This window comes from Sorangium sp. So ce327 (assembly GCF_051530205.1).
GTDB lineage: Bacteria > Myxococcota_A > Polyangia > Polyangiales > Polyangiaceae > Sorangium > Sorangium cellulosum_B.
Genome location: NZ_CP150330.1, coordinates 170631 through 195282, shown reverse-complemented (window position 1 = coordinate 195282; position 24652 = coordinate 170631). Strand labels below are relative to the sequence as shown.

General features: G+C 71.4%; 16 protein-coding genes. 8 read left to right on the top strand and 8 right to left on the bottom strand.

Going from position 1 to position 24652, the window contains the following annotated elements; genetic code table 11:
* The first annotated feature begins 125 nt into the window (after nucleotides 1-125).
* The 3 genes from WME95_RS00740 to WME95_RS00730 all read left to right on the top strand — a co-directional run bounded on the left by WME95_RS00740 (nucleotide 126) and on the right by WME95_RS00730 (nucleotide 4844).
* Entirely contained in the window at nucleotides 126-989 is an 864-nt protein-coding gene (locus tag WME95_RS00740) for a DUF6209 family protein (RefSeq protein ID WP_437906478.1), read from the top strand.
* Between the two features lie 55 nt (nucleotides 990-1044).
* Nucleotides 1045-3093 carry a methionine--tRNA ligase gene (gene metG / locus WME95_RS00735; RefSeq protein ID WP_437906477.1) on the top strand — a complete coding sequence of 683 codons (2049 nt, stop codon included), beginning with the start codon at nucleotides 1045-1047 and terminating at the stop codon, nucleotides 3091-3093.
* A 359-nt stretch (nucleotides 3094-3452) separates the two neighbouring features.
* The gene (locus WME95_RS00730) at nucleotides 3453-4844 is read left to right on the top strand and encodes a hypothetical protein (protein WP_437906476.1); all 1392 of its coding nucleotides are present in this window, start codon (nucleotides 3453-3455) and stop codon (nucleotides 4842-4844) included.
* A gap of 43 nt (nucleotides 4845-4887) precedes the next feature.
* On the opposite strand, the gene WME95_RS00725 is transcribed toward WME95_RS00730, so the two are convergent.
* The 5 genes from WME95_RS00725 to WME95_RS00705 form a co-directional block, all read right to left on the bottom strand.
* Complete coding sequence (locus WME95_RS00725) at nucleotides 4888-6534, bottom strand: glycoside hydrolase family 43 protein (RefSeq protein WP_437906475.1); 1647 nt, start codon at nucleotides 6532-6534, stop codon at nucleotides 4888-4890.
* 165 nt (nucleotides 6535-6699) lie between these two features.
* The gene (locus WME95_RS00720) at nucleotides 6700-8538 is read right to left on the bottom strand and encodes an SLC13 family permease (protein WP_437906474.1); all 1839 of its coding nucleotides are present in this window, start codon (nucleotides 8536-8538) and stop codon (nucleotides 6700-6702) included.
* A 146-nt stretch (nucleotides 8539-8684) separates the two neighbouring features.
* Nucleotides 8685-9686, bottom strand: coding sequence for a universal stress protein (locus WME95_RS00715; protein ID WP_437906473.1), 1002 nt, complete (start codon nucleotides 9684-9686; stop codon nucleotides 8685-8687).
* A 336-nt stretch (nucleotides 9687-10022) separates the two neighbouring features.
* Nucleotides 10023-10502 carry a hypothetical protein gene (locus tag WME95_RS00710; protein ID WP_437906472.1) on the bottom strand — a complete coding sequence of 160 codons (480 nt, stop codon included), beginning with the start codon at nucleotides 10500-10502 and terminating at the stop codon, nucleotides 10023-10025.
* 302 nt (nucleotides 10503-10804) lie between these two features.
* Nucleotides 10805-12355 carry an FAD-dependent oxidoreductase gene (locus tag WME95_RS00705; protein WP_437911125.1) on the bottom strand — a complete coding sequence of 517 codons (1551 nt, stop codon included), beginning with the start codon at nucleotides 12353-12355 and terminating at the stop codon, nucleotides 10805-10807.
* 87 nt (nucleotides 12356-12442) lie between these two features.
* On the opposite strand from WME95_RS00705, the gene WME95_RS00700 reads away from it, so the two are divergent.
* Nucleotides 12443-12871, top strand: a complete 429-nt coding sequence (locus tag WME95_RS00700; RefSeq protein WP_437906471.1) for a MarR family winged helix-turn-helix transcriptional regulator — start codon at nucleotides 12443-12445, stop codon at nucleotides 12869-12871.
* 30 nt (nucleotides 12872-12901) lie between these two features.
* Here WME95_RS00700 and WME95_RS00695 read toward each other — a convergent pair whose 3' ends face one another.
* On the bottom strand, nucleotides 12902-14119 hold the full coding sequence (locus tag WME95_RS00695) for a cytochrome P450 (protein ID WP_437906470.1): 1218 nt from the start codon (nucleotides 14117-14119) through the stop codon (nucleotides 12902-12904).
* Nucleotides 14120-14467: 348 nt separating this feature from the next.
* Between WME95_RS00695 and WME95_RS00690 the strand changes: the two genes are divergently transcribed.
* From WME95_RS00690 to WME95_RS00675, 4 genes are all read left to right on the top strand, one after another.
* Entirely contained in the window at nucleotides 14468-14986 is a 519-nt protein-coding gene (locus WME95_RS00690) for a DUF2690 domain-containing protein (RefSeq protein WP_437906469.1), read from the top strand.
* A 483-nt stretch (nucleotides 14987-15469) separates the two neighbouring features.
* Nucleotides 15470-17323, top strand: a complete 1854-nt coding sequence (locus WME95_RS00685) for an OmpA family protein (protein WP_437548607.1) — start codon at nucleotides 15470-15472, stop codon at nucleotides 17321-17323.
* A 26-nt stretch (nucleotides 17324-17349) separates the two neighbouring features.
* Nucleotides 17350-21420, top strand: coding sequence for a DUF3344 domain-containing protein (locus WME95_RS00680; RefSeq protein ID WP_437906468.1), 4071 nt, complete (start codon nucleotides 17350-17352; stop codon nucleotides 21418-21420).
* 243 nt (nucleotides 21421-21663) lie between these two features.
* Complete coding sequence (locus WME95_RS00675; protein WP_437906467.1) at nucleotides 21664-22077, top strand: PilZ domain-containing protein; 414 nt, start codon at nucleotides 21664-21666, stop codon at nucleotides 22075-22077.
* A 64-nt stretch (nucleotides 22078-22141) separates the two neighbouring features.
* Here the strand turns inward: WME95_RS00675 and WME95_RS00670 are convergent, their stop codons facing one another.
* Together WME95_RS00670 and WME95_RS00665 are read right to left on the bottom strand one after the other, a co-directional pair.
* On the bottom strand, nucleotides 22142-22837 hold the full coding sequence (locus tag WME95_RS00670) for an acetoacetate decarboxylase family protein (RefSeq protein WP_437906466.1): 696 nt from the start codon (nucleotides 22835-22837) through the stop codon (nucleotides 22142-22144).
* A 32-nt stretch (nucleotides 22838-22869) separates the two neighbouring features.
* Complete coding sequence (locus WME95_RS00665) at nucleotides 22870-24531, bottom strand: amidase (RefSeq protein WP_437906465.1); 1662 nt, start codon at nucleotides 24529-24531, stop codon at nucleotides 22870-22872.
* Nucleotides 24532-24652: the final 121 nt, after the last annotated feature.

The following is a 24652-nucleotide window of genomic DNA, read 5'->3' as shown; positions in this document are numbered from 1 at the left end:
CGCCCCCCTCAAACAGCACCCGCGCGATCAGCCGACGCGCGATCGGCCTTCAAGCCGGCCGAAACGTCGTCCCGCTTGCATCGGCTGCCCGTTCCTGGCTACGCGTCCATGCAAGGAGGGTCCCGATGGCAACGACCGCTGTTCTCCAGTTCCTGCCTGACTGGCAGCACGCGCAGCAGGGTCCGATCGAGCGCGGGGGGAAGCTCAGGATCGAGTATGAGCTCAGCCGCCTGTCGCGCTGCTTCGCGACGTGGCGCGGCGCCGAGATCGGCGAAATCACCGCCTACGTCCGCTTTCACCCGCGGGGCGCGATCGTGCAAGGGAGCGTCGTCGAGGAGGTGCGGGCCCCGGGGAACCCGCCCGGGCACGTCGTCGCGCACAGGCCCGCGGCCCTGGAGATCTCGGTGCCCGACGACGCGACCCAGGCGGAGATCTGGTTCCACGGTTTCTCTCAGACCAGCCGCCGGTGCGAGGCGTGGGACACGCGCTTCGGCGACAACTACTGGTTCGACGTGGGCGGCCCGCCGCCGCGGATCCCGGCGCAGCCGGTCCTCTACCGCGCGGGGGCGCAGCGGCGCCCCGACATCACGAACGTCCGGGCCTTTCGGGTCTCGAAGGTCTACGCGTTCCCGAGGCCCGCGCAGGGGCCGATCGCGGGGACAGACATCCAGATTCACCTGGACCTCGACGCGTGGGTCAGCCATTCGGCGTGGGGCGCCAGCGCATGGATCGATGTCCACGTGTTCGACGGCCACGACGCGCTCGTCCACGCCGAGACGATCCCGCTTTCGTATACCGGGTGGGGCCCGAACCAGCAGTTCAGCTTCGCCGGCAAGATTTTCCAGGGATCCACCGCGACGCCGGGCTCGGTGTCGCCGCGGCCGGACGCGCGCAGGGTGCAGCTCCGGCTCTATTACGAGATCGACGGCCAGGTGTTCACGGATGGAGTCCTGCACCAGGCCGAGCTCCCCGAGGACGCGCTGCTCTGATCGGCGCCGCGCCGGCTCGCCGCGGGAGAGCGCCCCATGCTAAGAGGGCGTTGCCATGGCGAGCCGCTTCTACGTCACGACGCCCATCTATTACATCAACGACGTCCCGCACCTCGGCACCGCCTACACGACGATCGCCGCGGATGTGCTGTGCCGCTACCACCGGCTGCGCGGCCACGAGAGCCGCATGCTCACCGGCACGGACGAGCACGGCCTCAAGATCCAGCGCGCCGCCGAGGCGCGCGGCGTCGCGCCGGGCGCGCACGCCGACGAGATCGCCGCCGTCTTCCGCGCCACGTGGCCGAAGCTCGGCTGCGCTCCCGACGACTTCATCCGCACGAGCGAGCCGCGCCACAAGAAGGCCGTGCAGGAGCTCTGGAGCCGGATCAAGGCGCGCGGGGACATCTACCTCGGCCACTACGAGGGGCTCTACTGCGTCGGGTGCGAGGCCTACTACACCGAGAAGGACCTGGAGCAGCCCGGGAACGTCTGCCCGCTGCACAAGAAGCCCGCCGAGAGCGTCAAGGAAGAGAGCTACTTCTTCCGCCTGTCCAGGTACGGAGACGCGCTGCTCGATTATTACAAGCGCAACCCGACCTTCGTGCAGCCGGCGAGCCGCCTGAACGAGGTGGTGAGCTTCGTGCGCGAGGGGCTCCAGGATCTGTCGGTCTCCCGCACCACGTTCGAGTGGGGCATCCCCGTCCCCGACGACCCGAAGCACGTCATGTACGTCTGGTTCGACGCGCTGGCGAACTACATGACCGCCCTCCGGGAGCCGGAGGACAACACGCGCTTCTGGCCCGCGGACGTGCACCTCGTCGGCAAGGACATCCTGCGCTTCCACGCCGTCTACTGGCCTGCGTTCCTGCTCTCGGCCGGCTACGGCGAGGCGGAGCTGCCGCGCCAGGTCTTCGCCCACGGGTTCCTCACGTACAGCGGGCAGAAGATGTCGAAGACGCTCCGCAACACCATCAGCCCCGTCGAGGTGGCGTCCGCCCTCTCCGAGGCGGCCGCGGCGGCCCTGCCCGGCAGCCCGGGCGCGGCGGACGTCGGGGTGGACGTGGTGCGGTATTGCCTGATGCGCGCGATCTCGTTCGGTCAGGACGGCGACTTCAGCCTCCAGGACGTGCTGTCGCGGTATGGCTCGGAGCTCGGCAACGCGCTCGGCAACCTGCTGAATCGCGTGCTCCCGTTCGCCGAGGAGGTGCCCGCGAAGGGGGCCTCGGGCCCGCTCGAGGAGGAGCTCGCCGGGGCGCAGCGGCAGGCCGCGGCGGCCGCGGCGACGGCGTTCGACGCGAACCAGCCGACGCGCGCGCTCGACGCGATCTGGACGGTGATCGCCGCGGCGAACCTCTACATCGACAAGGCCGCTCCGTGGGTGGCCAAGAAGACGGACCCGGCGCGCCTCGGGACGATCATCGCGACCTTGATCGAGCAGCTCGAGGCGATCAGCGTGATGATCTCCCCCGTGATGCCGGTCGTGGCGGGCAGGATGCGCGAGCAGCTCGGGCTGCCGCCGATCGCGTTCGAGGAGGGCAGCGATCGCTGGCCGATGGCGCTCCCCTCGCGAGCGCCGGGCGAGAAGCTCCGCAGGGGCTCGCCCATCTTCCCGCGCCTCGAGAAGGAGAAAGAGGCCGAGCTGCTCGCCCGGTTCGCCCCGCCGCGACCGGACGTTGAGCCGGGGAAGGCCGATGCGAAGGCCGCCCCGGAGGCGAAGGCCGCGCCCGCGGCGAGCGGCGGCGCCGAGGTGGCCGCCCCGCCGGCGCGCCAGGGCAAGAGCCCTGTGGCGTTCGACGATTTCGCCCGGCTGGATCTCAGGATCGGCGTGGTCACGAGCGCTGAGCGCGTGAAGAAGAAAGACCGGCTGCTCGATCTGCGCGTCGACACCGGCGACGGCGCTCCCCGGCGCATCATCTCGGGCATCGCGGCGAGCTACGCCCCGGAAGAGCTGGTCGGCAAGCGGGTCGTCGTCATCTGCAACCTGCCGCCGCGCGACTTCGGCAAAGGGCTCGTGTCCGAAGGCATGCTGCTGACCGCCGAGGTCGAGGGGCGAGTCCGCACCGTCACGGTCGAGGACGCCGCGCCGGGCACGCCTGTGCTCTGATACCGCACGCCGGCACGCGATTCGCAACGCAGCGACACGAGGGGAGCGAAACACCGGCTGGTGGTGGGGGGGTACTTTGGCCGCAGGTGTTTTTTTGAACCGCCAAGTCGCCAGAAGTCGCCAGAAGACGCCAAGAAACCACAAAAATCTTGGCGTCGTCTGGCGACTTGGCGGTTCCATCATTCCCGCAGGGTGGAGCAATCCCCTCACCCCCGGCCTCCCCGGCCGCGCGGCGCGATCGCAGCGCCGCGATCGTGCTTTTCGCGCCGGTGGGCAGGGGACCCCCGGGGATGCAGGTCCGCGCGCCGGGGGGCGTGCTAGAACTGGTCGATGCGCGCTTGCCTTGGCACGAGGAGGCGGTGAGCATCTCCCTGCGGGGGCGCGATGCCGTGGCCCTGGCCATGGCGGTCGCGGCGCACGCCGCGATCCTCGCCGCGCCGAGGCCGGAGCGGCCTCCGGAGGGCCCTTCCGAGCCGTCCGCGATCGTGGATGGCATCGATTTCGAGCTGGAACCACCAGCGCCCCAGGCCGCAACCACGGCGCCGGCCGGGAGCGAGCCGGAGGCGGCCGGCGAGATCGGCAAGGCCGCTCCGGCCGAGAAGGCGCACGCGCCCGCGCCGGGCGCCGCGGCGGCCAAGGTCGCCTCGGTGGAGCGCGCGAGGCCGGCGCCGGCAGCCCCCGCCGCCGAGCCGAAGGCCGCGCCTCCGGAGACGGCGCCGCCCGTAGCCGGAGCCGCCGCCCGGCCTGCGGCCGAGGCCGCCGCGCCCGCCGTCGAGGCGCCCGGGGCTCCCGCGCCCACCGCCGAGGCCCCTGCGCCCGCCGCGGAGGCCCCGGGGGGCCCGGCGACGGCGCCGCCCGGCGACGAGTACGGCGGGGCACCGCCCGCCGAGGGCGGGGGCATCGCGCTCGCCCCAGGGCTCGGGACGCCCCTCTGGGCCGTGCCCGGCGTGCTCCCCGGCCCCGACGCGCCGCGCGCCGCCCCGACGGCCGCCCCGCGCGCTCGCCCCGTGGATCCGGCGATCGCGGGCACGGTGCTGAACGAGACGCTGCACAGCAAGGACAAGAGCGTGGGGATCAGCGTCCCCGCCGCGGGCGCTGTGGCGAGCACCCTGGCGGACATGGTCCGCTCCTCGGCGGCGCCCCTCGACGCGCGGGCGACCTTCGAGGTCAAGCTCGGCGCCGACGGCCAGGTCCTCGGCGTCCGGCTGGTGAGCGCGTCGGCCGGGGACGGCCCCACGTGGGATCGCATCGTGGACGGGGCCAAGGGCGCGCTCGCCGGGAGCGCGCTGCAGATGGGGCCTGACCGGCAGCCGGTGACCGTGACGGTCAAGGTCCAGTCCAAGGTGCAGTATCCGTCCGGCAGCAAGAAGAAGCCCAAGGCGGAGCTCGTGTGCGCCGAGGAGGTGCTCGAGCAGCTCCAGCTGGCGATGGAGGATCCGAGTCGGCTCGGCCAGCTGCGCGGCCCGGGCGACGGGGCGCCGCCGGCGGGCGACATGGATGAAGAAGAGCGAAAGAGGAGGTTCTGCATCCCTGTCGGGCTCCGCGCCAAGGGTGATCTGTCCGATATCGGGGCGCACAGGATCAACGTGGTCTCGGCGTCGTTCGCGGTGAAGCGCGAGGGCGAGCGCGCCCTGCCGCACGAGGACATCCTGCCGATCGACACGCGTGTTCCGTGGGCGCCCAAGGACCCGAACAAGACGAAGCTCCCGCCGCCCAAGAAGAAGAAGTGGAAGAAGAAGAAGGAGCCTTGAGGGCCCCGGCCTGCTCACACCCCTGACGGGCTGCAAAGTGACGCTACGGGCGCCTGGGGTCGATCAGGTACTCGCGCTCGCGGTACTCGAAGTAGTCGAAATCGGCTGGGCGCCCGGCACCCGACATGTCCTGGCACGCCATGCCGACGAACGCACCGGTGAAGTTGGGAAGGCCGGGCGCAGAGGCCTCGTCCGAGAGGATGCTGGCGTCCAGGTGCTCCGGGAACCAGCTCCAGTCCGCACCGTTGAGGCTGTAGGCGAAGTAGAGCCGGTCGTGGTCGAGCTCGGCGCGCAGGTGCACGGGCGCGGTGCCCGGGATGGGGACGGGTGCGGTGAAGGCGTCCGCCATGACCCCATCCGGAATCGCCGACATGATCCGGAGATAGCGCCCGACCGTCTCATCGTGCGAGATGTGCAGGTAATGGAACTTGCTCGCGTTGTAGTAGCAGATGAGCCCGGCCATCTGCTGATAACGCTCGGGCGCGAAGTCGACCGACGTGACCGCCGTGTAGCAGTGCGCCTGCTGGCGACGCGCGACGAGCGACTGGCGGAACAGGCTGCCGAGCGTCTCGCGGCCATAGAGCCGGAGATGACCGGGACGTGCGGTGAGGCTGAACAGCTCGTCGGGGTAGGGCGAGCGCAGCCACTGGAAGTCGATCGGCAGCTGCGGTGAATCGAAGTCCTCGCGCGCGGCTCGGGCGGGGAACGGATGCGCGGGCAGGCCGGGGGCTGGGACCTCGACGCGCGGGACACCTTCACCATCGGCCGTGCGAAGCCAGCCGTCGTCCGACCAGACCATCCTCTGGATCGCGGTCTCGCGGCCGAGCGTCGAGCGCCCGCGGTTCGGGATGGGACGGCTGCACAGGTGGACCATGTACACGTCGCCCGACGGCGTCTCGCAAAGGTCAGCGTGGCCCGCGCGCTGCAGCGCGACGTCGGCGCGAGCGCGCGAGGTCAGGATGTACGTCTCGGGGTGCAGCTCGTACGGGCCCGTGAGGTCACGGGAGCGCGCCATGGTGACGGCGTGGCCCTGGTACGTGCCGCCCTCGGCGGTGATCAGGTAGTAGAAGCCGCCGCGCTTGTAGATGTGCGAACCTTCGGTGTAGCCGATCGACGTGCCTTTGAAGATGTTCGTGACAGGCCCGATGAGCTTGCGCTCGGCGTGCGAGTACTCCTGGAGCACGATGCCGGCAAAGCGAGCGCGGCCGGGCCGGTGGTCCCACAGCATGTTGCTCAGGTACTTGCGGCCGTCGTCGTCGTGGAACAGCGAGGGGTCGAAGCCGCTCGAGTTGAGATGAACGGGCTCCGACCACTCGCCGTCGATGGTGGGGCTGGTCACCAGGTAGTTGTGGAAGTCGCGCATCGACGCGCCGGACGCCCCACCGACGGTGGTCCGGCCGTAGCGCTTCACGTCGGTGTAGATCAACCAGAACAGGCCATCCGCATACGTCAGGCACGGCGCCCAGACGCCGCACGAATCGCCGTCGCCAAGCAGGTTCAACTGGCTCGCGCGGTTGAGCGGGCGCGAGAGCAGACGCCAGTGCACGAGGTCGCGCGAGTGGTGGATCTGCACGCCGGGGTACCACTCGAAGGTCGAGGTCGCGACGTAGTAGTCGTCGCCGACGCGGACGATGGACGGATCGGGGTTGAAGCCCGGCAGGATCGGATTGCGGATGACGGGATCAGGCATGGATGAATGGCTCGCCGGCGATGGTCCGGAGGACGATCGCGCCGAGGATATCGAAAGACGAAGCTGCCGCCGCCAAAAAAGAAGAAGTGGAAGAAGAAGGAGCCTTGAGGGCCGCGTCCCGCGCCCGGGGCGCCGCCGGGCGGCCTGAAGCGGCGCCTCCCGCGGTCAGAAGCCCCAGACGAGCGGGACGACGATGACGGTGGTCGCGAGCACCAGGAGCTGCAGCGGCAGCCCCACGCGCGTGAAATCGTTGAAGCGATAGCCGCCCGGCGCGATCACCAGGACGTTCACCGGAGAAGCGATCGGCGTGGCGAACGCCGCGGAAGACGCGAACGCGACGCCGATGAGCAAGGGCTCTGGCGCGAGGCCCAGCGCCTCGGCCAGACGGACCGCGAGGGGGGCCACGAGCAAGGCCGTCGTGGTGTTGGAGAGGACCATCCCGATGGCCGAGGTGAAGAGGACGAGCAGACCGAGGACCACCGTGGGCCGCGCCCCCGTGAGGAGCTGCTCGACCGCGGACACGGCGGCCCCCATCGCCTCGGTGCGCTCCAGCGCCGTGGAGACGGGGATCATCCCCGCGATGAGCACGACGCTCTCCCAGTTCACGGCGCGGTAGGCGTCCGCCGGGCGCACGCACCGCGCGAGCACCAGGAGGACCGCGGCGAGCAGCACGGCGACCACGTTGGGCAGCCACCCGAACGCCATGATGACGAGCATCCCCAGGGTGACCCCCACGGCGGCAAGGGCGCGCCCGCGATCGACGAGCACGGCGCTCGGCGCGTCCGGCTCGGCGACGAGCACGAGATCCCGCCGCTCGTCGCGGAGGTTCCTCAGGTGCTTCTGCCGCCCTTTCACGAGGAGCGTATCGCCGGCGCGGAGCTTGAGATCGCGCAGCTCGGGCGTCGCATGGAACACCGGCAGCGATCCTCCGCCTCGGCGGATCGCGAGCACGTTGGCGCGATAGCGATCGCGGAACTTGGCTTCCCGCAGGGTCTGTCCCGCCAGCCGGGAGCGCCGCGGGAGCACGACCTCACACATGGACTCTTCGTCGGGCAACGAGAAGACGGGGCGCTCCGGGAGCGCTTCGAGCTCGAAGCGCTCCGCGAGCGCGGCGATCGCGCTGTCGCTCCCGAGCACGCGCAGCTCGTCGCCCGCGACGAACACCGCGTGCGGAACGACGCGCTTGGCCAAGGGGCCACGAGGCCCGTCGTGCGCGATCCCCACCACGGTCACGCCGAAGTCGGCGCGGAGGTTCGCGGCGCCGAGCGTGAGGCCGGCGAGCTTCGAGCGCGCGGTGACGCGCAAGGCGCGCAGCGACGTGCCGAGCTCGTAGTCCATCGCGAGATCGTTCAGCGTGAGCGAGCGCGGCGCGCCCGCGTCCGCCGCGTCCGCCTTGCCAGGGAGCAGGCGACGACCGAACGACACGACGTAGGCCACGCCGATCACGAGCACGGCGAGGCCTGGAACGATGAAGCTGAAGAAGCGGAATGGCTCGCGCCCCGCCTCACGGAGGGCGTCGCTCACGAGCAGGTTCGGCGGCGTGCTGATGAGCGTCAGGTTGCTCCCGAGGTGCGCGGCGAACGCCACGGGCATGAGGAGCCTCGCGGGCGCAATTCCACGCTTCAACGCGAGGGTCCCCACCACCGGCAGGAGGATCGCCACGGTCCCTGTGGAGCTCATGAAGGCGGAAAGGAGCGCCGTCGCCCCCATCACGACCACCATCACCCTCGCCTCTCCCGTTCCCGCGACGCGCTCGAGGCGGTGACCCAGCCAGTCGGCGACGCCTGTGTCCGTCAGCGCGGCCCCCACGATGAACAGGCCAGCTATCATGAGCACGGCCGGGTTGCTGAACCCGGCGAGCGCGTCCGAGACCGTGGTGACGCCGGAGAGGGTGAGCGCGAGCAAGGACATCATCGCCACGACGTCGAGCCGCAGGCGATCGCTCACGAACAGGACGATCGTGGCTCCGAGGATGGCCAGCGTGAGGGCAGCTTCCGGCATCATGCGACGGCGGAGCCTAGCCGAGGGGGCCGCAGAGCCAACCCCCTATCGTCTCACCGCCTCACAGCGCTCACGCCACCTTGCCCTCGGCGGGTCGAGTCGACGCGCGCGTCCAGGCGCCGCCGGAGCATGCTTCGCTGCCGCGCCGCTCAGGGCAGCTCCAGCACGAACGTGGAGGGGCGCGCGATCAGCACGTCGCACGGCGCCGAGCGCATGACGGATTCGGCCACGCTGCCCAGGAGAGCGCGCGAGATCCCCGAGCGCCCGTGCGTGCCCATGAGGATGAGATCGGCCTTCCATCGCCCGGCTTCGCGGACGATCGCGCGCCTCGCGTCGCCGCGCCGGACCGACGACTCCCACGTCACGCCGAGCCCGTCGAACGAGTCGAGGAGGCGCCCGAGGCCGGCGCGCGCGTCGTCATGGTATCGCGCCTTGTAGGCCGCGAACTCCATCGAGGGGAGGGCGAGCGCCATCCTGTCCTCGAAGGGCACGCGGTAGGCGTGGATCGCCCGGATGCGGCTCACCTCGGGGTCGATGACCTTCGTCGCGAGCGCGGCGCTCCGGAGCGCGACGTCCGAGAGCTCGACGGCGAGCAGCGGTCGCCTGTAGGCGCCGGCGGGGGCTCCTTGTACGACGAGCACGGGCGTGTCCGCGTGACGGACCGTGAGCTCGGCCGTCGACCCGAGCAGGAGATCGAGGATCGGGCGCTCCCCGCGCCTGCCGAGGACGATCAGCTCCGCGCCGTGGCTGCGCGCATGACGGATGATCTCGACGAACTCTCTGCCGACGAGCACGCTCGAGACGACCTTCAGACAAGCGTTCCCCGCGCCTCGGGCGACATCGAGGGCGCGGGCCGCGATCTCGTCGAGCGAGCGACGCGCGGCCTGCTCCGCGCTCTCGCCCTCCGCGGGCGAGGCGGGCGCTGGCAGCACGTGAACGAGGCGCAAGGTGCTGCCCGCCGCGAGGGGGAGGCGCGCGGCGCGCTCGATCGCCGCGAGAGCCCCCGGCGAGAAATCGGTCGCAGCAAGGACGTCGCCGAGGCGAGCCTCGCGGCGCGGTATGCTCGTCGTCCGGCCGTCGCGCCGGGGGGCCGGCTCCGCCTGGGCGGGCGAGTTGGAAGGCGTCGTGGGCGTGGCGTTGGAGCGGCGCATCGGCTCGTCGCGCAAACATAGCAAGCCACGCGCCAGGCGTCGCGACCTGCCCTGCGCAGGGCGCATGTGCCGCCGAGGACCTGCGGCGCGGGCCCCTGAGGTCGGCGGAGGCCGGCTGCCGCTGCGGCCCACCGATGCCTTGGCGAGCGACTCGCCTCGCGTGATCGAGGGGGGGTGTCGCGCCGCGTGCGATCATCACGGCGGGCGACGTCAAGCGCAGCACCGGGTCACGCGGCTCATCCCGGCCGTGGAGGACGCACCTGCCTGCGTTCCGTCATCGACGCGGGCTACCCGGGCGCGTGCTCTGTCGGTCTGGTGTCGTCCGTCGCAGCCCCATCAACGCGGAGATGCCTTGATGGCGGCAAGAGCAGACGTGTACTCGGCCATCGCCGCCGAGATCGCTGCCGCTTGCCGCTCGTGCGCCGATGCACCTTCGAGCGCCTCGCGCTGCCGACAGAGCGCTTCGCGCGCGAGGACATCGTCACCCGCTCGAACCGCGAGCATCGCGCGTAGTTCCCATTCCCTGGCGTTCGCAGCCTCCTGCGCAGCCGCTCGTGCCAGCTCCGCCCCATATCTCTCAAGTGATTCCAGACGGCGTTGAGCCTCTTCAAATCGACGAGCTCCCTCGTCCTCGGCGCTCGGCTGAGCCTTCGAACCACGTCGAAGCTTTGAAAGGACGCGAGTAAACCAATGAGGTACCCTTTCTGGTGCCCGCACCGGCTTGAGCCGAGCAGCAACTCTAGCATCATCGATACGCTTCAAATCGCGTTCGATTCGCTCGGCGAGCTTGGCAAACTTCTCGGCATGGGAATCCATCTCGATTGAACCCCCTGCTTCTCATCTTATGCCGGATCCACGTCCGTTGGAAGACGGTTACCACCCGGTTACGACGCGGAGCACAACCTGGTCAAGGGCCCGGTGGCGGTCAGGGGGATCGCTACATCTCGTCGATCACGCTGGACCCCGCGGCGGAGACCGCGAACCCGATCGGCCAGAACGGTGGTACCGGCGCCCAGGTGCCCTGGTCGATGTTCCGTCTCCCCTGACGCGAGCGGCCGCGCCGTTGGCTCGGTGAACTCAGCAGCCTGCGGCGTCGCGAGAGCGCGCTCTCGTCCTTGTCATCCCCGCGATGGGAGGCCGACGCTGGCAAGGTAGGCATCCAGAGCCGGCGCATGATCGGACGACACGATGGCGCCGATATATCCGTCCGGCCGGACGAGCACCCAGTCGCCGAGCGACACGCCATAAGCAGCGCGGAGATGGCCGCCGTCATCGACGATGTCGCCGCGCAGCCCGACGGCGTGGATGTGAAGTCCGGGGCGCGGCTCGACGGCCGAGAGCCGGTCCGACCCGTAACCCAGCAAGGTCCACTGCGGACCCTGGAAGAGCTTGAAGAGCCGCGTCGGCATCCCCGCCACGCCGCGGACGGGCGCGTCCGGCGCTCGGCCGCCCGCGACGATGCCGCCGCTGCGTTTCGGCTTCTCCATGGCCAGCGACGATTCCGGGTATCCGAGATCGAGCTGATGCACCTCGCGACCGCGGCGCATGTCGCCTCGCTTCGCCGCGTCCAGGAGCTTCGTCGTCAGGCCGAGCGTCTCCGCGGCGATCGGCCGGCGCTCCTCCTCGTAGGTCGCGAGCAGCGCCTCCGGCGCGCCTGCCAGAACGGCGGCGAGCTTCCAGCCGAGGTTGTAGGCATCCTGCACGCTCGTGTTGAGGCCCTGCCCACCCGTCGGCGGGTGGATATGCGCGGCATCGCCGGCGAGGAAGACGCGCCCGTCCCGGTAACGGTCGGCGAGGCGCGCGTTCATCGTGTAGGCGGAGGCCCAGGAGACCGAGCGGATCACGATGTCGCCTCGGCCCGTGCGGCCCGTGACCATCGCTGTGAGGCCTTCCGCGGAGAGATCGACATCACCCTCCAGAGGAATCGGCGCCTGCAACTGGAACAAGTCGGTGCCGACGAGCGGGCACAGCGACATCTGCTTTTCCATCGACCCTTCGTTGAAGCGATGCCAGGCGGCCCTGCTGAGTCCCTCCAGGACGACGTCGGCGACGACCGCGCGCACCCCCAGGGTCTTGCCGGGAAAGCCGATCGCGAGCGCGTGCCGTACCACGCTGCGGCCGCCGTCCGCTCCGACGAGGTAGCGGACGCGGACGGTCTCCTCGCCCGCCGGGCCGGCGATGCGGGCGTCGACCCCCTCGCCATCCTGCTCGAAGCTCTTCAGCTCGCGGCTGAACTCCGGGTGCTTCCCGAGCTCCGCCAGACGCTCGCGCATCACGGCTTCGGTCAGGAACTGAGGTACGAGGAGCGCCAGGCGATAGGGCTCGCCAGGCGTCGGGTCCTGAGGCTCCATGATCTGCGACTCCTCGTAGCCTCCGTCGTCGCGATAGACCCGCGGGGGTGGGTACAGGCCGCCTGCCGCAACGACGCGGTCGAGGATGCCCAGATCCTCGAACACCTCCTGGCTGCGCGGCTGGATCCCTTTGCCCCGCGAGCCGCGAAAGGGCCCGTCCTGCCTGTCGATGAGCCGGAACGCAACGCCCCGGCGGGCGAGCTCGATGGCGAGGGTCAACCCAGCAGCACCTGCGCCGACGATCAGGACATCCGTTGAAAAAGTAGATTCCACAGCGAGCTCCGCTTTGTTGGACCGCGTTTCAGATATGTGTATCATGCATATAACCGCGCCCTCCGGAGCGTCAAGGAATTTGTGCAAAATACACGCATCGCAAAAAAGAAACTCCGCGAGCTCCACGGAGCCATGGTCGATCTGGTCGCGCTCATGAACCAGCCGCAGCGCGATCAGGCGCTGCTCGCGGAGGCAGGCATCTCCCTGGATCAAGCCCTCTTTCGGCTGCTGGTGGGGATCGAGCGCTTCGGGCCGATCGGCGTGGTCGAGCTCTCGAACCGAGCCGGGCGCGATTACACGACCGTCAGCCGCCAGGTCGCGAAGCTCGAGAGCCTGGGGCTGATCGAGCGTCGACCGAGCCCGGCCGATCGTCGCATCCATGAGGCGGTGATCACCGACAAGGGGCGGCTGATGACCGACGCCTTGGACGCCGCGCGTCAGCGGCTTGCGGCCCCTATCCTCGCCACGTGGAGTGAGGAGGACTTCAGCGACCTGGTGCGCCTGATGCGCCGGTTCGTGGACGACTTGATGGCGCAGTCAAGCGGAACGGACAAGACCTGAGGTGGTCGCAGGCCTCCTGCGGCGCCGCCTTCACCCGGGGCACGGCGTGTGCGCCCCCGCGGCGTGCACCGCGGCGCGCCTCCCCGGCTCGAAGCGGATAGGCAATCGCGCCGGACCGTGCACGATGATCGCCTTGCGCGGCTCCCACGGCTCGTCGCTCGCGAGCCGGAGGCCCTTCAGCCGGGAGAGGAGATCCGGCAGCGCGATCCGCGCCTCGAGGCGCGCCAGCGCCGCCCCGATGCAGAAGTGGATGCCGTGGCCGAACGCGACGTGCGGGTTGGGATCGCGCCCGATGTCGAAGCGGCCAGGGTCGTGAAATTGATGCGGATCCCGGTTTGCGGAGCCGATCACGGGCAGCACCAGCTTCCCGGCCGGGATCACCTGGCCGTGCACCTCGACGGCGCGCCTCGTCTCGCGGAACACCATCTGCAGCGGCGAGCGGTGGCGCAGGACCTCCTCGATCGCCGAGGGCAAGAGCTCGGGCGCCGCCCGGAGGCGGAAGAGCTCCGCCGGGCTCTCGAGGAAGCACATGATCGCGTTGTCGATCAGGTTCGTTGTCGTCTCGGTGCCCGCCGCGAGCAGGAGCTGGAAGAAGTTCAGGATGTCTCCCTCGGTCAGCCGCTCGCCGTCCACCTCGGCCTCGACGAGCCGGGTCAAGAGGTCCTCCGCCGGCGCCCTCCGGCGCACCTCGATCAGGTCCGCCAGATACGCCTTCATCTCTTCCTTCACCACGGCGTGCTCGCTCACGGCCCTCGCCGCCTCCTCGCCGCCGGAGATCGCGTGGCTGAGGTTCACGATCACCTCGCTCCAGCGCAGCAGCCGCGCCCGGTCCTCGGAGGGAACGCCGAGCATCTCCGCGATCACCATCGTGGGCAGCGGCCCCGCGTAGTCCGCCGCGAGGTCCATCTCCCCGCGCTCGATCCACGGATCCAGGAGATCGCGCGACAGCTCCCGGATGCGCGGCTCCAGGCCCGCGATGGAGCGCGGCGTGAACGCCCGCAGGATGATGGATCGAAGCTTGGTGTGGCGCGGCGGGTCGGAGAAGACGATCCAGTCCGGCGCCTTGCCAGTGGGAGGCGTCACCGCGGAGCTGAAGGCGTCATGATCGGTCAGCGCCCGCTTCACCCCGTCGTAATCGAAGACCATCCAGAGATCGAGCGGAGCGACATGGAACACGGGAGAGCCGGTCCGCAGCTGATCATAGAGGGGATAAGGATCCCGCCGCATCTCGTCCGGGAAAAGGTTCATCGTCGAAACCTCCGTCGTCTGGAGTCGCCGGTGGCAGCCGCCCTTCGGAGACGATGGTAATCGATGCCCCCACGAGATGGAGCGCTGGAACGCGCGTCCCGCGCGGAATGCGCCAGTCGACACGACCCGGACGGACGTGGCGCCCGGCCACCGCGAGCCACCGGCGGCCCCGGATGAGCCCGCGGCGCCTGACGTAGCGAGTCCCGGGCGGCGCCTGACACGGGTCCTCCCGCGCGGACGCGGGAACCGGTCGGGGCCCGGCGCCCGTACCCAGGCCGAGACCTCGACGCGCCGGCGCCGCTCGGTAGCGCGATGCCCGCGTCCCCAGGGCTCGAAAGGACATGGACCATGCGTATCGCCTCCTCGTTTGCCGCCGCCGCCCTCGGAGCTTCCTTTGCCCTCGCCGGCTGCATCGCCGACACGTCCGATCCCGAGCCGCTCGACGGAGAAGGCTCCGCGCAGGAGGACGTGGGCGAGGCCGCTGCCGCGCTCGGCAGCTGCTACGGCGCGCCGTGCACCGGGCAGGACCCTGGCGCGACCGGGTGCGAGGCCGACGCGGTCACGCGGGCGTCGAGCGACATCATGTCGGGCACCACCGCGGTCGGGAAGATCGTGATCCGGTACTCGGCGAGCTGCAACGCGGCTTGGGCGAGGACCGTCGTGACGAGCGGCAGCTCGTATCTCCGGGCAGAGATCACGAGGAGCTCGCCCTACGCGACGAGCCAGGCCGAGTCGACCTCACCGATCGACGCGCTCCGCTCGCCCATGCTGGCCGTCACGCCAGGATCCAGGTTCACCGCCGTTGGCAAGATCGGCTCGAAACCTGGCATCTTTCAGTTCAGCGGCACCGTCCGAACGAACTTTTGATCCCACGGTGAACCCGGGCCTCCGGCAACGCAGCGCCGGGGCAGCGAGCACCGCAGAGCCCGCCGGCCGGGGCGCGCCGGCGCGCCCCGGCTCGATCCCGTCGATACCGCCGCACCGAGGCCGCAGTGCTGATGTCTGTAGGCCTCAATCGGCCCGCCGCAGAGCCGCCTGGAGCCGCGAGATCCCAGACAAACCACCCGCCCCACGCGACGGCGGGGCGTGCACACGCCTTGCATAGACCGCGCTGCGACGCGCTGCGAAGACCGGCTCGCAGGTGAGCCGCCCTGTCGAGGCCGATCCGAATTCGGACGGCCGCCCATCGAAAAGTCCACCGGTAGCGTCCCGCGAAGCCTATAAGACGGCCCGGGAAACGCGGCGTACTCGACGATCCTCCTCGTCGAGTACGCCGAGTTTCCCCCAACTTGCCTGCGCGCCGGAGCAGTCGACGGCCGCTCGCCCAAAGCACCCAAGGTGATCCTGCGCATGAGAGCCCCCTTGCCCCCTCGATGGATCTGCGGCGCCGCCGCCCTAGCCGCGGCGGCGTGGGCCGCGCCAGCGTCCGCTCAGGAGGCGGGACCGGCGCGCGGCCTCGCCCTCAACCGCTTCAGCCCCGCGCCCGCCGGCGACCGGATGTTCGGTGTGCCGTCGCCGTACGCAGCCTCGCCGAACCAGGACGGCAGCGCGACGCTGCACGTGATGCTGCTCGGCGACTACGCGCACAACCCGCTCGTGCTCACGCGGCAGGGCAGCGACGAGCACCTCGGTGCGATCGTCGGCCACCAGCTGTTCCTGCACCTGAACTCCTCGCTCACGCTCTGGGACCGGCTGCACGTCAACGTCGACCTGCCCCTCGCCGTGCTGCAGCAGGGCGACAGCCCCGCGGCCGAGGGCCTCTCGTTCAGGTCGCCGAGCGACGTGCAGCTCGGCGATCTCCGGGTCGGGCTGCGGCTGCGCCTCCTCGGCGATTACTACGACCCGTTCCAGCTCGCCGTCGGCGGCTTCGTGTGGGTGCCGACCGGCGACCGCGACGGCTCGTTCGTGGGCGAGGAATCGGTCCGCGGCCTGCCGCAGATCCTCGCCGGCGGCCGGATCCCGGGCTTCGTCTGGTCGGCCGCGGCCGGCGTCGATCTGCGCCCGGCGCAGACGTTCGCGCAGGTGCGGCAAGGCCTGATGTTCAACGGCGGCGCGGGCGTCGGCCTGCTGCTGGGCTCGGAGGAGCAGCTCCAGATCGGCCCCGAGGCGACCGTGTCGACGGTGCTGGAGGACCCGGAGGCCCGCAACACGAACGTCGAGGCGCTGCTCGGCCTGCGCTACCGCTTCGCGCCGACGCTCCGCGACTTCGAGCTCGGCGTCGCCGCCGGCCCCGGCTTCACCTCGGGCATCGGCACCCCGGATTTCCGCGCCGTCGCGATGCTCGCGTACTCGCCCGAGGTCCGGCGCGCGGACCCGGACCGCGACAAGGACGGCATCGTCAACGAGAAGGACGCCTGCCCCGACGTGCCCGGCGTCGGCGACCCGGATCCGAAGAAGAACGGCTGCCCGCCGTCCGATCGCGACGAGGACGGCTTCCTCGATCGCGTCGACGCGTGCCCGGACACGCCCGGCATCGCGAACGACGACCCGAAGAAGCACGGCTGCCCGCCGCCCGGGGACCGCGACAAGGACGGCATCACGGACGACGTCGACGCGTGCCCGGACGAGGCCGGCCCGGCGAACGAGGATCCGAAGAAGCACGGCTGCCCGCCGCCGCCCGACAGGGACGGCGACGGCGTGATCGACGCGGAGGACGCCTGCCCCGACATCCCCGGTATCCGCACCTCGGATCCGGCGACGAACGGCTGCCCCGGCGACCGCGACGGCGACACGGTGCGCGACGATCAGGACGCCTGCCCCGACATCAAGGGCAAGCCCGATCCGGATCCGACGAAGAACGGCTGCCCCGTCGCCGTGCGCATGACCGAGACCGAGATCGTCATCCTCCAGCAGGTGCAGTTCGACACCGGCAAGGCGACCATCAAGAAGGTGAGCGATCCGCTCCTCGATGAGGTGGCGAGTGTGCTGAAGGAGCACCCGGAGATCACCAAGATCGAGGTGCAAGGGCACACAGACCCGCGCGGCGGACGCGCGTACAATATCAAGCTCAGCCAGGCGAGGGCCGAGTCGGTCATGAAGGCGCTGGTCCAGCGCGGCGTCGAGGCCGAGCGGCTGGCGTCGAAGGGCTACGGGCCCGACGTCCCGATCGCGGACAACGACACCGACGAGGGACGCCAGCAGAACCGCCGCGTGCAGTTCAAGATCCTCGAGAAGAAGCCGAAGCAGCAGCAGGAGGCGCCGTGAAGAGACGTTGGGTCATAGGTAGTCTTGTGGGGCTCGCCTGCGTGGGCGGGCAGCGCGGGGCCGCGCATGCCGCGCCCGAGTTGCGCGAGCAGGTCGACCAGCGGGGCGACTTCCTCCTCATCGGGAACACGCTGGGCCACGAGTGCGGCAGGGACGACATCGACTCGCCCGTGGTGGGCGACATCGGTGCCTGCGGGAACAACATCGGCGACAGCGCGCCCGACACGTACTGGCGCTCCGACTCGCCCGGGGAGGGCGACGCGGAGGCGAGCACCAGCATCACCGCCGCGCAGGCGCGCACCACCGCGGTGCTCCAGGTGCCGGCCGGCGCGACGGTCACCCACGCGTACCTCTACTGGGGCGCGCACCTCGGGACCACCGGGGACGCGGACCTGGCCGTCACGCTGGAGCGGCCCGGCACGGGCAGCTTCTCCGAGGAGGTCACCGCCGACGACTTCGTCGAGACGATCAGCTCGGGTCGCGTCTACTACCAGTCGGTCGCGAACATCACCGCCCTCGTGCAGGAGCACGGGTCCGGCGCGTACCGGGTGAGCGGCGTCAACAGCGCGAGCTTCACGAACAACAACTTCGACAACCACTTCGCCGGGTGGTGGCTTGTCGTGTTCTACGAGCTCGCCTCCGAGCCGCCGCGCAACCTCGCGCTCTTCGACGGCCTCGACACGGTGGCCAGCGGCTCGACCCAGAACGCCACCCTGGACGGGTTCCTGGTGCCGAACGCGGGCTACGACGCGAAGATCGGCATGGTCGCGTTCGAGGGCGACGTGGCCCACGCGGGCGACCAGTTCCTCTTCAATGGGACCGCGCTCGGCAATACGCAGAACCCGGCCGACAACTTCTTCAACGGCACGCGCTCCTACTTCAACGCGCCGGTGTCGAACGTCGGGGACCTGCCGCAGCTCGCCGGGACCGCGGGGAGCATGGCGGGCATGGATATCGACGTCTTCGATATCACCTCGCTGGTGACCCCGAGGCAGACCTCGGCGCCCATCGTGGCGTCGAGCAGCATGGACCTCTACTTCCTCGCCGGCTTCATCACGTCGATCTCGACCTTCAGGCCGGACTTCACGTCCTCCTCGAAGTCGGCCGTCGACGTGAACGGCGGGCTGCTGCTGCCGGGCGACGTGCTCCAGTACACGATCGAGGTCGTCAACAGCGGCAACGACGCGTCGAGGGGCACCGTGCTCACCGATCCGCTGCCCGCGGGCGTCAGCTACGTGCCCAACTCGCTCTCCATCGTGGCGGGCGCCAACATGGGCGCGAAGACGGACGCGGCCGCCGACGACCAGGGCGAGTACGACGCCGGGACGCGCACGGTCCGCGTGCGGCTCGGCACGGGCGCGAACGGGACGGCGGGGGGGTCGATCCCCGTCGGGATGTCGTCGCGGGTGACCTTCCAGGTGACGGTCAACGCCGACGCCTCGGGGGTCATCGCGAACCAGGCGATCGTCCGCGCCTCGGGGCAGCAGGGCGCGCCCGAAGAGGACACGCCGACCGACGGCAACGGCCCGACCGACGGCGTGCCGCCGACCGAGGTCGTCATCGACGAATGCGAGACCAACGCGCAGTGCGCCGCGCCGACGCCTCATTGCGACACGGCGGCGGAGCCCAACGAGTGCGTCGAGTGCCTCACGGACGCGCACTGCGGGCCGCTCTCGCCGACGTGCGATCCCGACACGCACGCCTGCGTCTGCGAGCCGACGGGCGCCGAGGTCTGCGGCGATTCGATCGACAACGACTGCGACGGCGTGTTCAACAACGGCTGCGACTCGGACAACGACGGGATCGACGATCCCGACGAGGTCGAGGCCGGCACCGACCCGAACGACGCGGACAGCGACGACGACGGCGTGGTCGACGGTGATGAGCCGGACTTCGGTGAGGACTCCGACGACGACGGCCTCATCAACGCGCTCGACCCCGACAGCGACAACGACGGGCTCTATGACGGCACCGAGCTCGGCCTGCCCTGCGACAACGCGGCCACCGACGCCGCCGCGGGCCATTGTCGTGCCGACGGGGACGCCGGCGCGACAAAGACCGACCCGCTCGACGCCGACACCGATGACGGCGGCGTGCCCGACGGCCACGAGGACTTCGATCTCGACGGCGTCGTCGACGCGGGCGAGACCGATCCGAACGTCCGCGCCGACGACGTGCCGCCGACGGACACCGACGGCGACGGGCTGAGCGACGATCTGGAGGAGACGATCGGGAGCGATCCGAACGACGCCGACACCGACGACGACGGCGCGCTCGACGGCCAGGAGCCGAACCCCGCCGACGACACCGACGGCGACGGCCTCATCAACGTGCGCGACGTCGACAGCGACAACGACGGGCTCTTCGACGGCACCGAGCTCGGCCTGCCCTGCGACAACGCCGCCACCGACGCGGAGGCGGGCCACTGCCGCGCCGACGCGGACGAGGGGGCGACCAAGACATCGCCTGTCGATCCGGACACCGACGACGGCGGCGTGCCCGACGGCCAGGAGGACCTCGATCTCGACGGCGAGATCGACGCGGGCGAGACCGATCCGAACAACGGCGCCGACGACGGGACGCCGGCGGACAGCGACGGCGACGGGCTGATCGACGTGATCGAGGAGGAGATCGGCACCGACCCGAGCGACGCCGACAGCGACGACGACGGCGTGATCGACGGCGACGAGCCGAACTTCAGCGACGACCACGACGGCGACGGCCTCATCAACGCGCTCGACCCCGACAGCGACGGCGACGGCCTGTTCGACGGCACCGAGCTCGGCCTGCCCTGCGACAACGCCGCCACCGACGCGGCCGCGGGGACCTGCATCGCGGACGCCGACCCCGCGACGACGACGCACCCGCTCGACCCGGACACGGACGACGGCGGCATCTCCGACGGCGCGGAGGACGCGGATCACGACGGCGCCATCGACGAGGGCGAGACCGATCCCAACAACGGCGACGACGACGCGGTGGACGAGGACCGCGACGGCGACGGGCTGCCCGACGCGGAGGAGGAGGCGATCGGGAGCGATCCGGACGACGCCGACACCGACGACGACGGCGTGCCCGACGGCCAGGAGCCGAAGCCCGGCGAGGACACCGACGGCGACGGCCTCATCAACGTGCGCGACGTCGACAGCGACAACGACGGGCTCTTCGACGGCACCGAGCTCGGCCTGCCCTGCGACAGCGAGGGCACCGACGCGGAGGCGGGCCACTGCCGCGCCGACGGGGACGCCGGCGCGACAAAGACCGACCCGCTCGACGCCGACACCGACGACGGCGGCGTGCCCGACGGCCAGGAGGACGTGAACCTGAACGGCGTCGTCGACGCGGGCGAGACCGATCCCAACGTCGGCGAGGACGACGGGACGCCGGCGGACAGCGACGGCGACGGGCTTGTCGACTCGCTCGAGGACGAGATCGGCACCGACCCGAACGACGCGGACAGCGACGACGACGGCGTGGTCGACGGCGACGAGCCGAACTTCAGCGACGACCACGACGGCGACGGCCTCATCAACGCGCTCGACCCCGACAGCGACGGCGACGGGCTGTTCGACGGCACCGAGCTCGGCCTGCCCTGCGACAACGCGGCGACCGACGCCGCCGCGGCGACCTGCATCGCGGACGCCGATCCCACGACGACGACCAACCCGCTCGATCCGGACACGGACGACGGCGGCGTGACCGACGGCGTGGAGGACGCGAACCACAACGGCGCCATCGACGCGGGCGAGACCGATCCGAACAACGGCGACGACGATCAGACGGCGTGCCGGCAGGACAGCGACTGCGGCGGCGCGACGAGCGGGATGATCTGCGAGGATCACGCCTGCGTGGAGGGTTGCCGCGGCAGCGACGGCAACAGCTGCCCGTCCGGCGAGGTGTGCAGCTCGACCGACAGCACGGCGGGCACCTGCGCGCCCGAGAGCGACAACGACCCGACCGGCATCTTCGCCGAGGGCAACGGCTTCTGCGCCGCTCGGCCCACGCCCGCGGGCAGCACCCGCGGCGCCGCCGCGCTCCTGCCCATGCTCGCCGCCCTCGCCGGCCTCGCCCTGCGCCGGCGCCGCGCGGGCCGCTGACCGGCGGATAGAGAGGCCCACGGCCGCGCGCCGCCCCGCCCACCTGGCGGGGCGGCGACCCCTCCAGCGGTCGCGGGCGCCTCTCGCCGCGAGCGCCCTCTCAGGGGCGCCGAGATCCCCCACCCGCTCCTCTACCTGCACCCTGCGTTCGCCCTCGCCCCCCGCGGCGCTGGGCTCCAGCGTGTAAGTTTCTTGTCCACCTGTAGCCGTCCTCCGTAGCGTACCGCGCCAAGGAGAACGACCATGGAGATGCTGCTCGCCAGCGAGCGCCGCGCCACGCGCCGCGCTGCGATCGTGGAGTGCCAGGCCGTGCGCGAGCGGGGCTTCCGGCTGCTCGGGACCCGGGCGATCGACCTGTCGATCGACGGCATGCTCGTGCTGACGAGCGCCCGCCCGCTCACGGGTGAGCCGGTGATCGTCTCGTTCCGGATCCCGGACACGAACGTCTGGATCGACGCGACGGCGACGATCACGCGCACGCTCCACGGCCGGCGCCTGGGCGACCCGGGGCGCGCCGTGGGCCTGCGCTTCGACCCGCTCGACAGGGCGTCGAGCCGGCGCCTCCGCGCGGCGCTCGAGCATTTCCCGCCGACGTACCCCTACCGCGCGCAGCGCGTCGACTACGCGGCGACGGCCGCGATGATCGCGCTCGGCTGATCTGCGCGCCCGGGCGACCGAGCGGCCCTGACTCCGCTGCGAGGCAGGTCCCCGCGGCGAGGGATCAGAGGGAGCGAGGGGGCTCGACGTCGGCGACCGGGAACTCGGCCTTGAAGCCGGACAGCCGGACGGCGAACACCACACGACCCTCGTCGACGCGCGGCATGCGCGCCGGATCGACGCGCGCCTCGAGCAGGCGCGCGTGGCGGGCGCTCCCGCGCGCGGTCGGCGCGCAGAAGTAGTCGTGCCCGTCGCGGTGGTGCACCAGCCGGCGGAGGCGCGCGGGCACGAGCGCGCTCGTGGCGGGCAGGCTCGGGCCCGCGGCCGCGAAGCGCAGATCGGCGAAGACGTCGCCGCCCTGCGACGCCCGGAAGCGCTCGCTCCCGTCCGCCTCGCGCGCGATCTCGAAATCGGCGTGCTCCTTGGGGATACCCCAGTTGAGCTGGCCGTTCACCACGCTGTCCCACGAGCTGACGTAGATCTTGCTGATGGACCAGCAGAGGCCGCGGCGCGTGCGGAAGCGCCCGGGGATGAACAGGAGCTCGCGATAAGGCCCCACGTTCGACGACGTGTAGTCGAGCGCCATCAGCAGGCTGTAGCGCCCCTCGAAGCGGGGGCGGAGCGCCTCCGGGATGAAGCTCTGCTCCTGGAGCAGCCGCTCCGGGAGCTCGAGCATCACGATGGTTGCATCGCCAGCCAGCGTCCACGGCGCTGGCGCTGGCTTCACGTCGGGAGGATGACTTCCGGCGCTCTGGCTCATCACGACCTCTCCTTGGACTCGATGGGATCTGGTTATTCGAGCAGATCGATCGCCCCCGGGGGGCGCCGCGCGCTCGCGAGCTCCGATCGCTCGAGGTGGGCGAGGACGGCGAGGACGGCCGCTTCGTCCCACGCGTCGCCGAGGATCTGCAGGCCGATGGGCAGGCGCTCGGCGTCGACGCCGACGGGCGCCGTGCCGGCGGGGAGGCCGGTGAGGTTGCCGAGGAAGGCGAAGCGGCACATGCCGTCGAGGGCGATGGGATCCAGGAAGGCGCGGCCTTCCTCGGCCTGGGCGTAGGGGGGCGCGGTGATCGCCGTCGTCGGGAGCGCGAGGACGTCGACGCCGGCGAGGGCGCGCGCCACCTCGCGCCGCATGCCCGCGCGCAGCCGCGCGGCGTCGATCTGCTCGAGCGCGGTGACGCCCGAGAGGAGGCTGAAGGTGACGCGCAGGTCCTCGCTGATGAGGTCGCGCTGCTCCCTCCAGGCGCGCTGGAACGCCGCGAGCGACTCGGGGCCGATGACGAGGTAGCCGATGGAGGCCGCGTGCCTGGCGAGGGGGATCTTCACGTTGACGAGGGTCGCGCCCTCGCGCTCGAGCGCGCGCAGCGCCCCCCAGCACACGCTCGCGACCGGGGTGGAGGCGTCGCGCCACTCCGCCTCGTCGACGCCGATGCGCAGGCCGCGCACGCCGGCGCCGAGGCGCGCGCCGAAGCCTCCGGGCGGCGGCGGGGGCGCCCATGCGGTGAGGTCGTCGTCGGGGTCGGGCTCGCTGGCGACGGCGTCGAGGAAGCGCGCGAGATCGGCCGTGCTGCTGGCGATCGGGCCGGCGTGGGCGACCGAGCCCTTGAAGCCGTCGCCGGCGCGGCTGACGCGGCCGAAGGTCGGCTTGATGCCGAAGACGCCGTTCAGCGCGGCGGGCGCCCGGATGGAGCCGCCGCCGTCGCCGCTGGCCGCGAGCGGCGCGAGCCCGAGCGCCACGCCGACGGCGGAGCCGGTGGAGGAGCCGCCCGCGGCGCGCTCCTTGTGGTGCGGGTTGTGGGGCATGCGCTGGTGGACGCTGTTGCCGATCGGCGACATGCCCCACTCGGTGAGCACGGTCTTGCAGAGGAACACGGCGCCCGCCTGCCGGAGCCGGGCGACAACGGCGGCGTCGCGCGCCGCGGGCGGCTGCGGGCCGCAGGGCGAGCCGAGCGTGGTCGGGAGGCCCTCGACGTCGAACTCGTCCTTGACGAGCAGGGGCACGCCGTCGAGCAGGCCGCGCGGCCGCCCCGCGGCGTGGCGCGCGGTCGCCGCGTCGGCGTCCCTGAGCGTCGCCTCGCGCGAGGTGGCGACGGCGATGTTCATGCACGGGCGCTCGGCGGCGAGCGCCTCGAGCGCCGAGAGCGCGCGCTCGGCGACGCGGAGCGGGGTGGTGGCGCCCTTGCGGTAGGCCGCCGCGTAGGCCACCGAGGGCCTGGGCCAGTCGCGGACGGGGGGCGCGCCGAGCCCGGCGTCCTCCCAGCGCCGCGGCGGCGCGGCCTGGAGGGGGCGCGCCTCCGCGGGGACGTCGTCGCGGAAGGCGTCCGGGAGCGAGGCGAGGCGATCGATGCCCAGGCTGCGCTTCATCACCTCCCGGAGCGCGGCGGAGGATCCGGGCGCCTCGGCGGCGAGGCGCGCCGCGGTGAGCGCGCGGCCGGTGAGTCGGGGGACCTTCATGCGGCGCAGCTTACTCGACGGGCCGGGCGGCGCGGCGCTCATGGTCAGGGTGCTCCGCGGGCTCACGTCGTGGCTGCGTGTCGTCGGTGGCGGGCTCGGTCGTCGTTCCTCGTCGATCCGC

Coding starts and splice junctions, on each gene's coding strand:
- WME95_RS00740 (WP_437906478.1), top strand. CDS start 126: ATGGCAACGACCGCTGTTCTCCAGTTCCTGCCTGACTGGCAGCACGCG.
- metG (WP_437906477.1), top strand. CDS start 1,045: ATGGCGAGCCGCTTCTACGTCACGACGCCCATCTATTACATCAACGAC.
- WME95_RS00725 (WP_437906475.1), bottom strand. CDS start 6,534: ATGCCTGATCCCGTCATCCGCAATCCGATCCTGCCGGGCTTCAACCCC.
- WME95_RS00720 (WP_437906474.1), bottom strand. CDS start 8,538: ATGATGCCGGAAGCTGCCCTCACGCTGGCCATCCTCGGAGCCACGATC.
- WME95_RS00715 (WP_437906473.1), bottom strand. CDS start 9,686: ATGCGCCGCTCCAACGCCACGCCCACGACGCCTTCCAACTCGCCCGCC.
- WME95_RS00710 (WP_437906472.1), bottom strand. CDS start 10,502: ATGGATTCCCATGCCGAGAAGTTTGCCAAGCTCGCCGAGCGAATCGAA.
- WME95_RS00705 (WP_437911125.1), bottom strand. CDS start 12,355: ATGATACACATATCTGAAACGCGGTCCAACAAAGCGGAGCTCGCTGTG.
- WME95_RS00700 (WP_437906471.1), top strand. CDS start 12,443: ATGGTCGATCTGGTCGCGCTCATGAACCAGCCGCAGCGCGATCAGGCG.
- WME95_RS00695 (WP_437906470.1), bottom strand. CDS start 14,119: ATGAACCTTTTCCCGGACGAGATGCGGCGGGATCCTTATCCCCTCTAT.
- WME95_RS00690 (WP_437906469.1), top strand. CDS start 14,468: ATGCGTATCGCCTCCTCGTTTGCCGCCGCCGCCCTCGGAGCTTCCTTT.
- WME95_RS00685 (WP_437548607.1), top strand. CDS start 15,470: ATGAGAGCCCCCTTGCCCCCTCGATGGATCTGCGGCGCCGCCGCCCTA.
- WME95_RS00675 (WP_437906467.1), top strand. CDS start 21,664: ATGGAGATGCTGCTCGCCAGCGAGCGCCGCGCCACGCGCCGCGCTGCG.
- WME95_RS00670 (WP_437906466.1), bottom strand. CDS start 22,837: ATGAGCCAGAGCGCCGGAAGTCATCCTCCCGACGTGAAGCCAGCGCCA.
- WME95_RS00665 (WP_437906465.1), bottom strand. CDS start 24,531: ATGAAGGTCCCCCGACTCACCGGCCGCGCGCTCACCGCGGCGCGCCTC.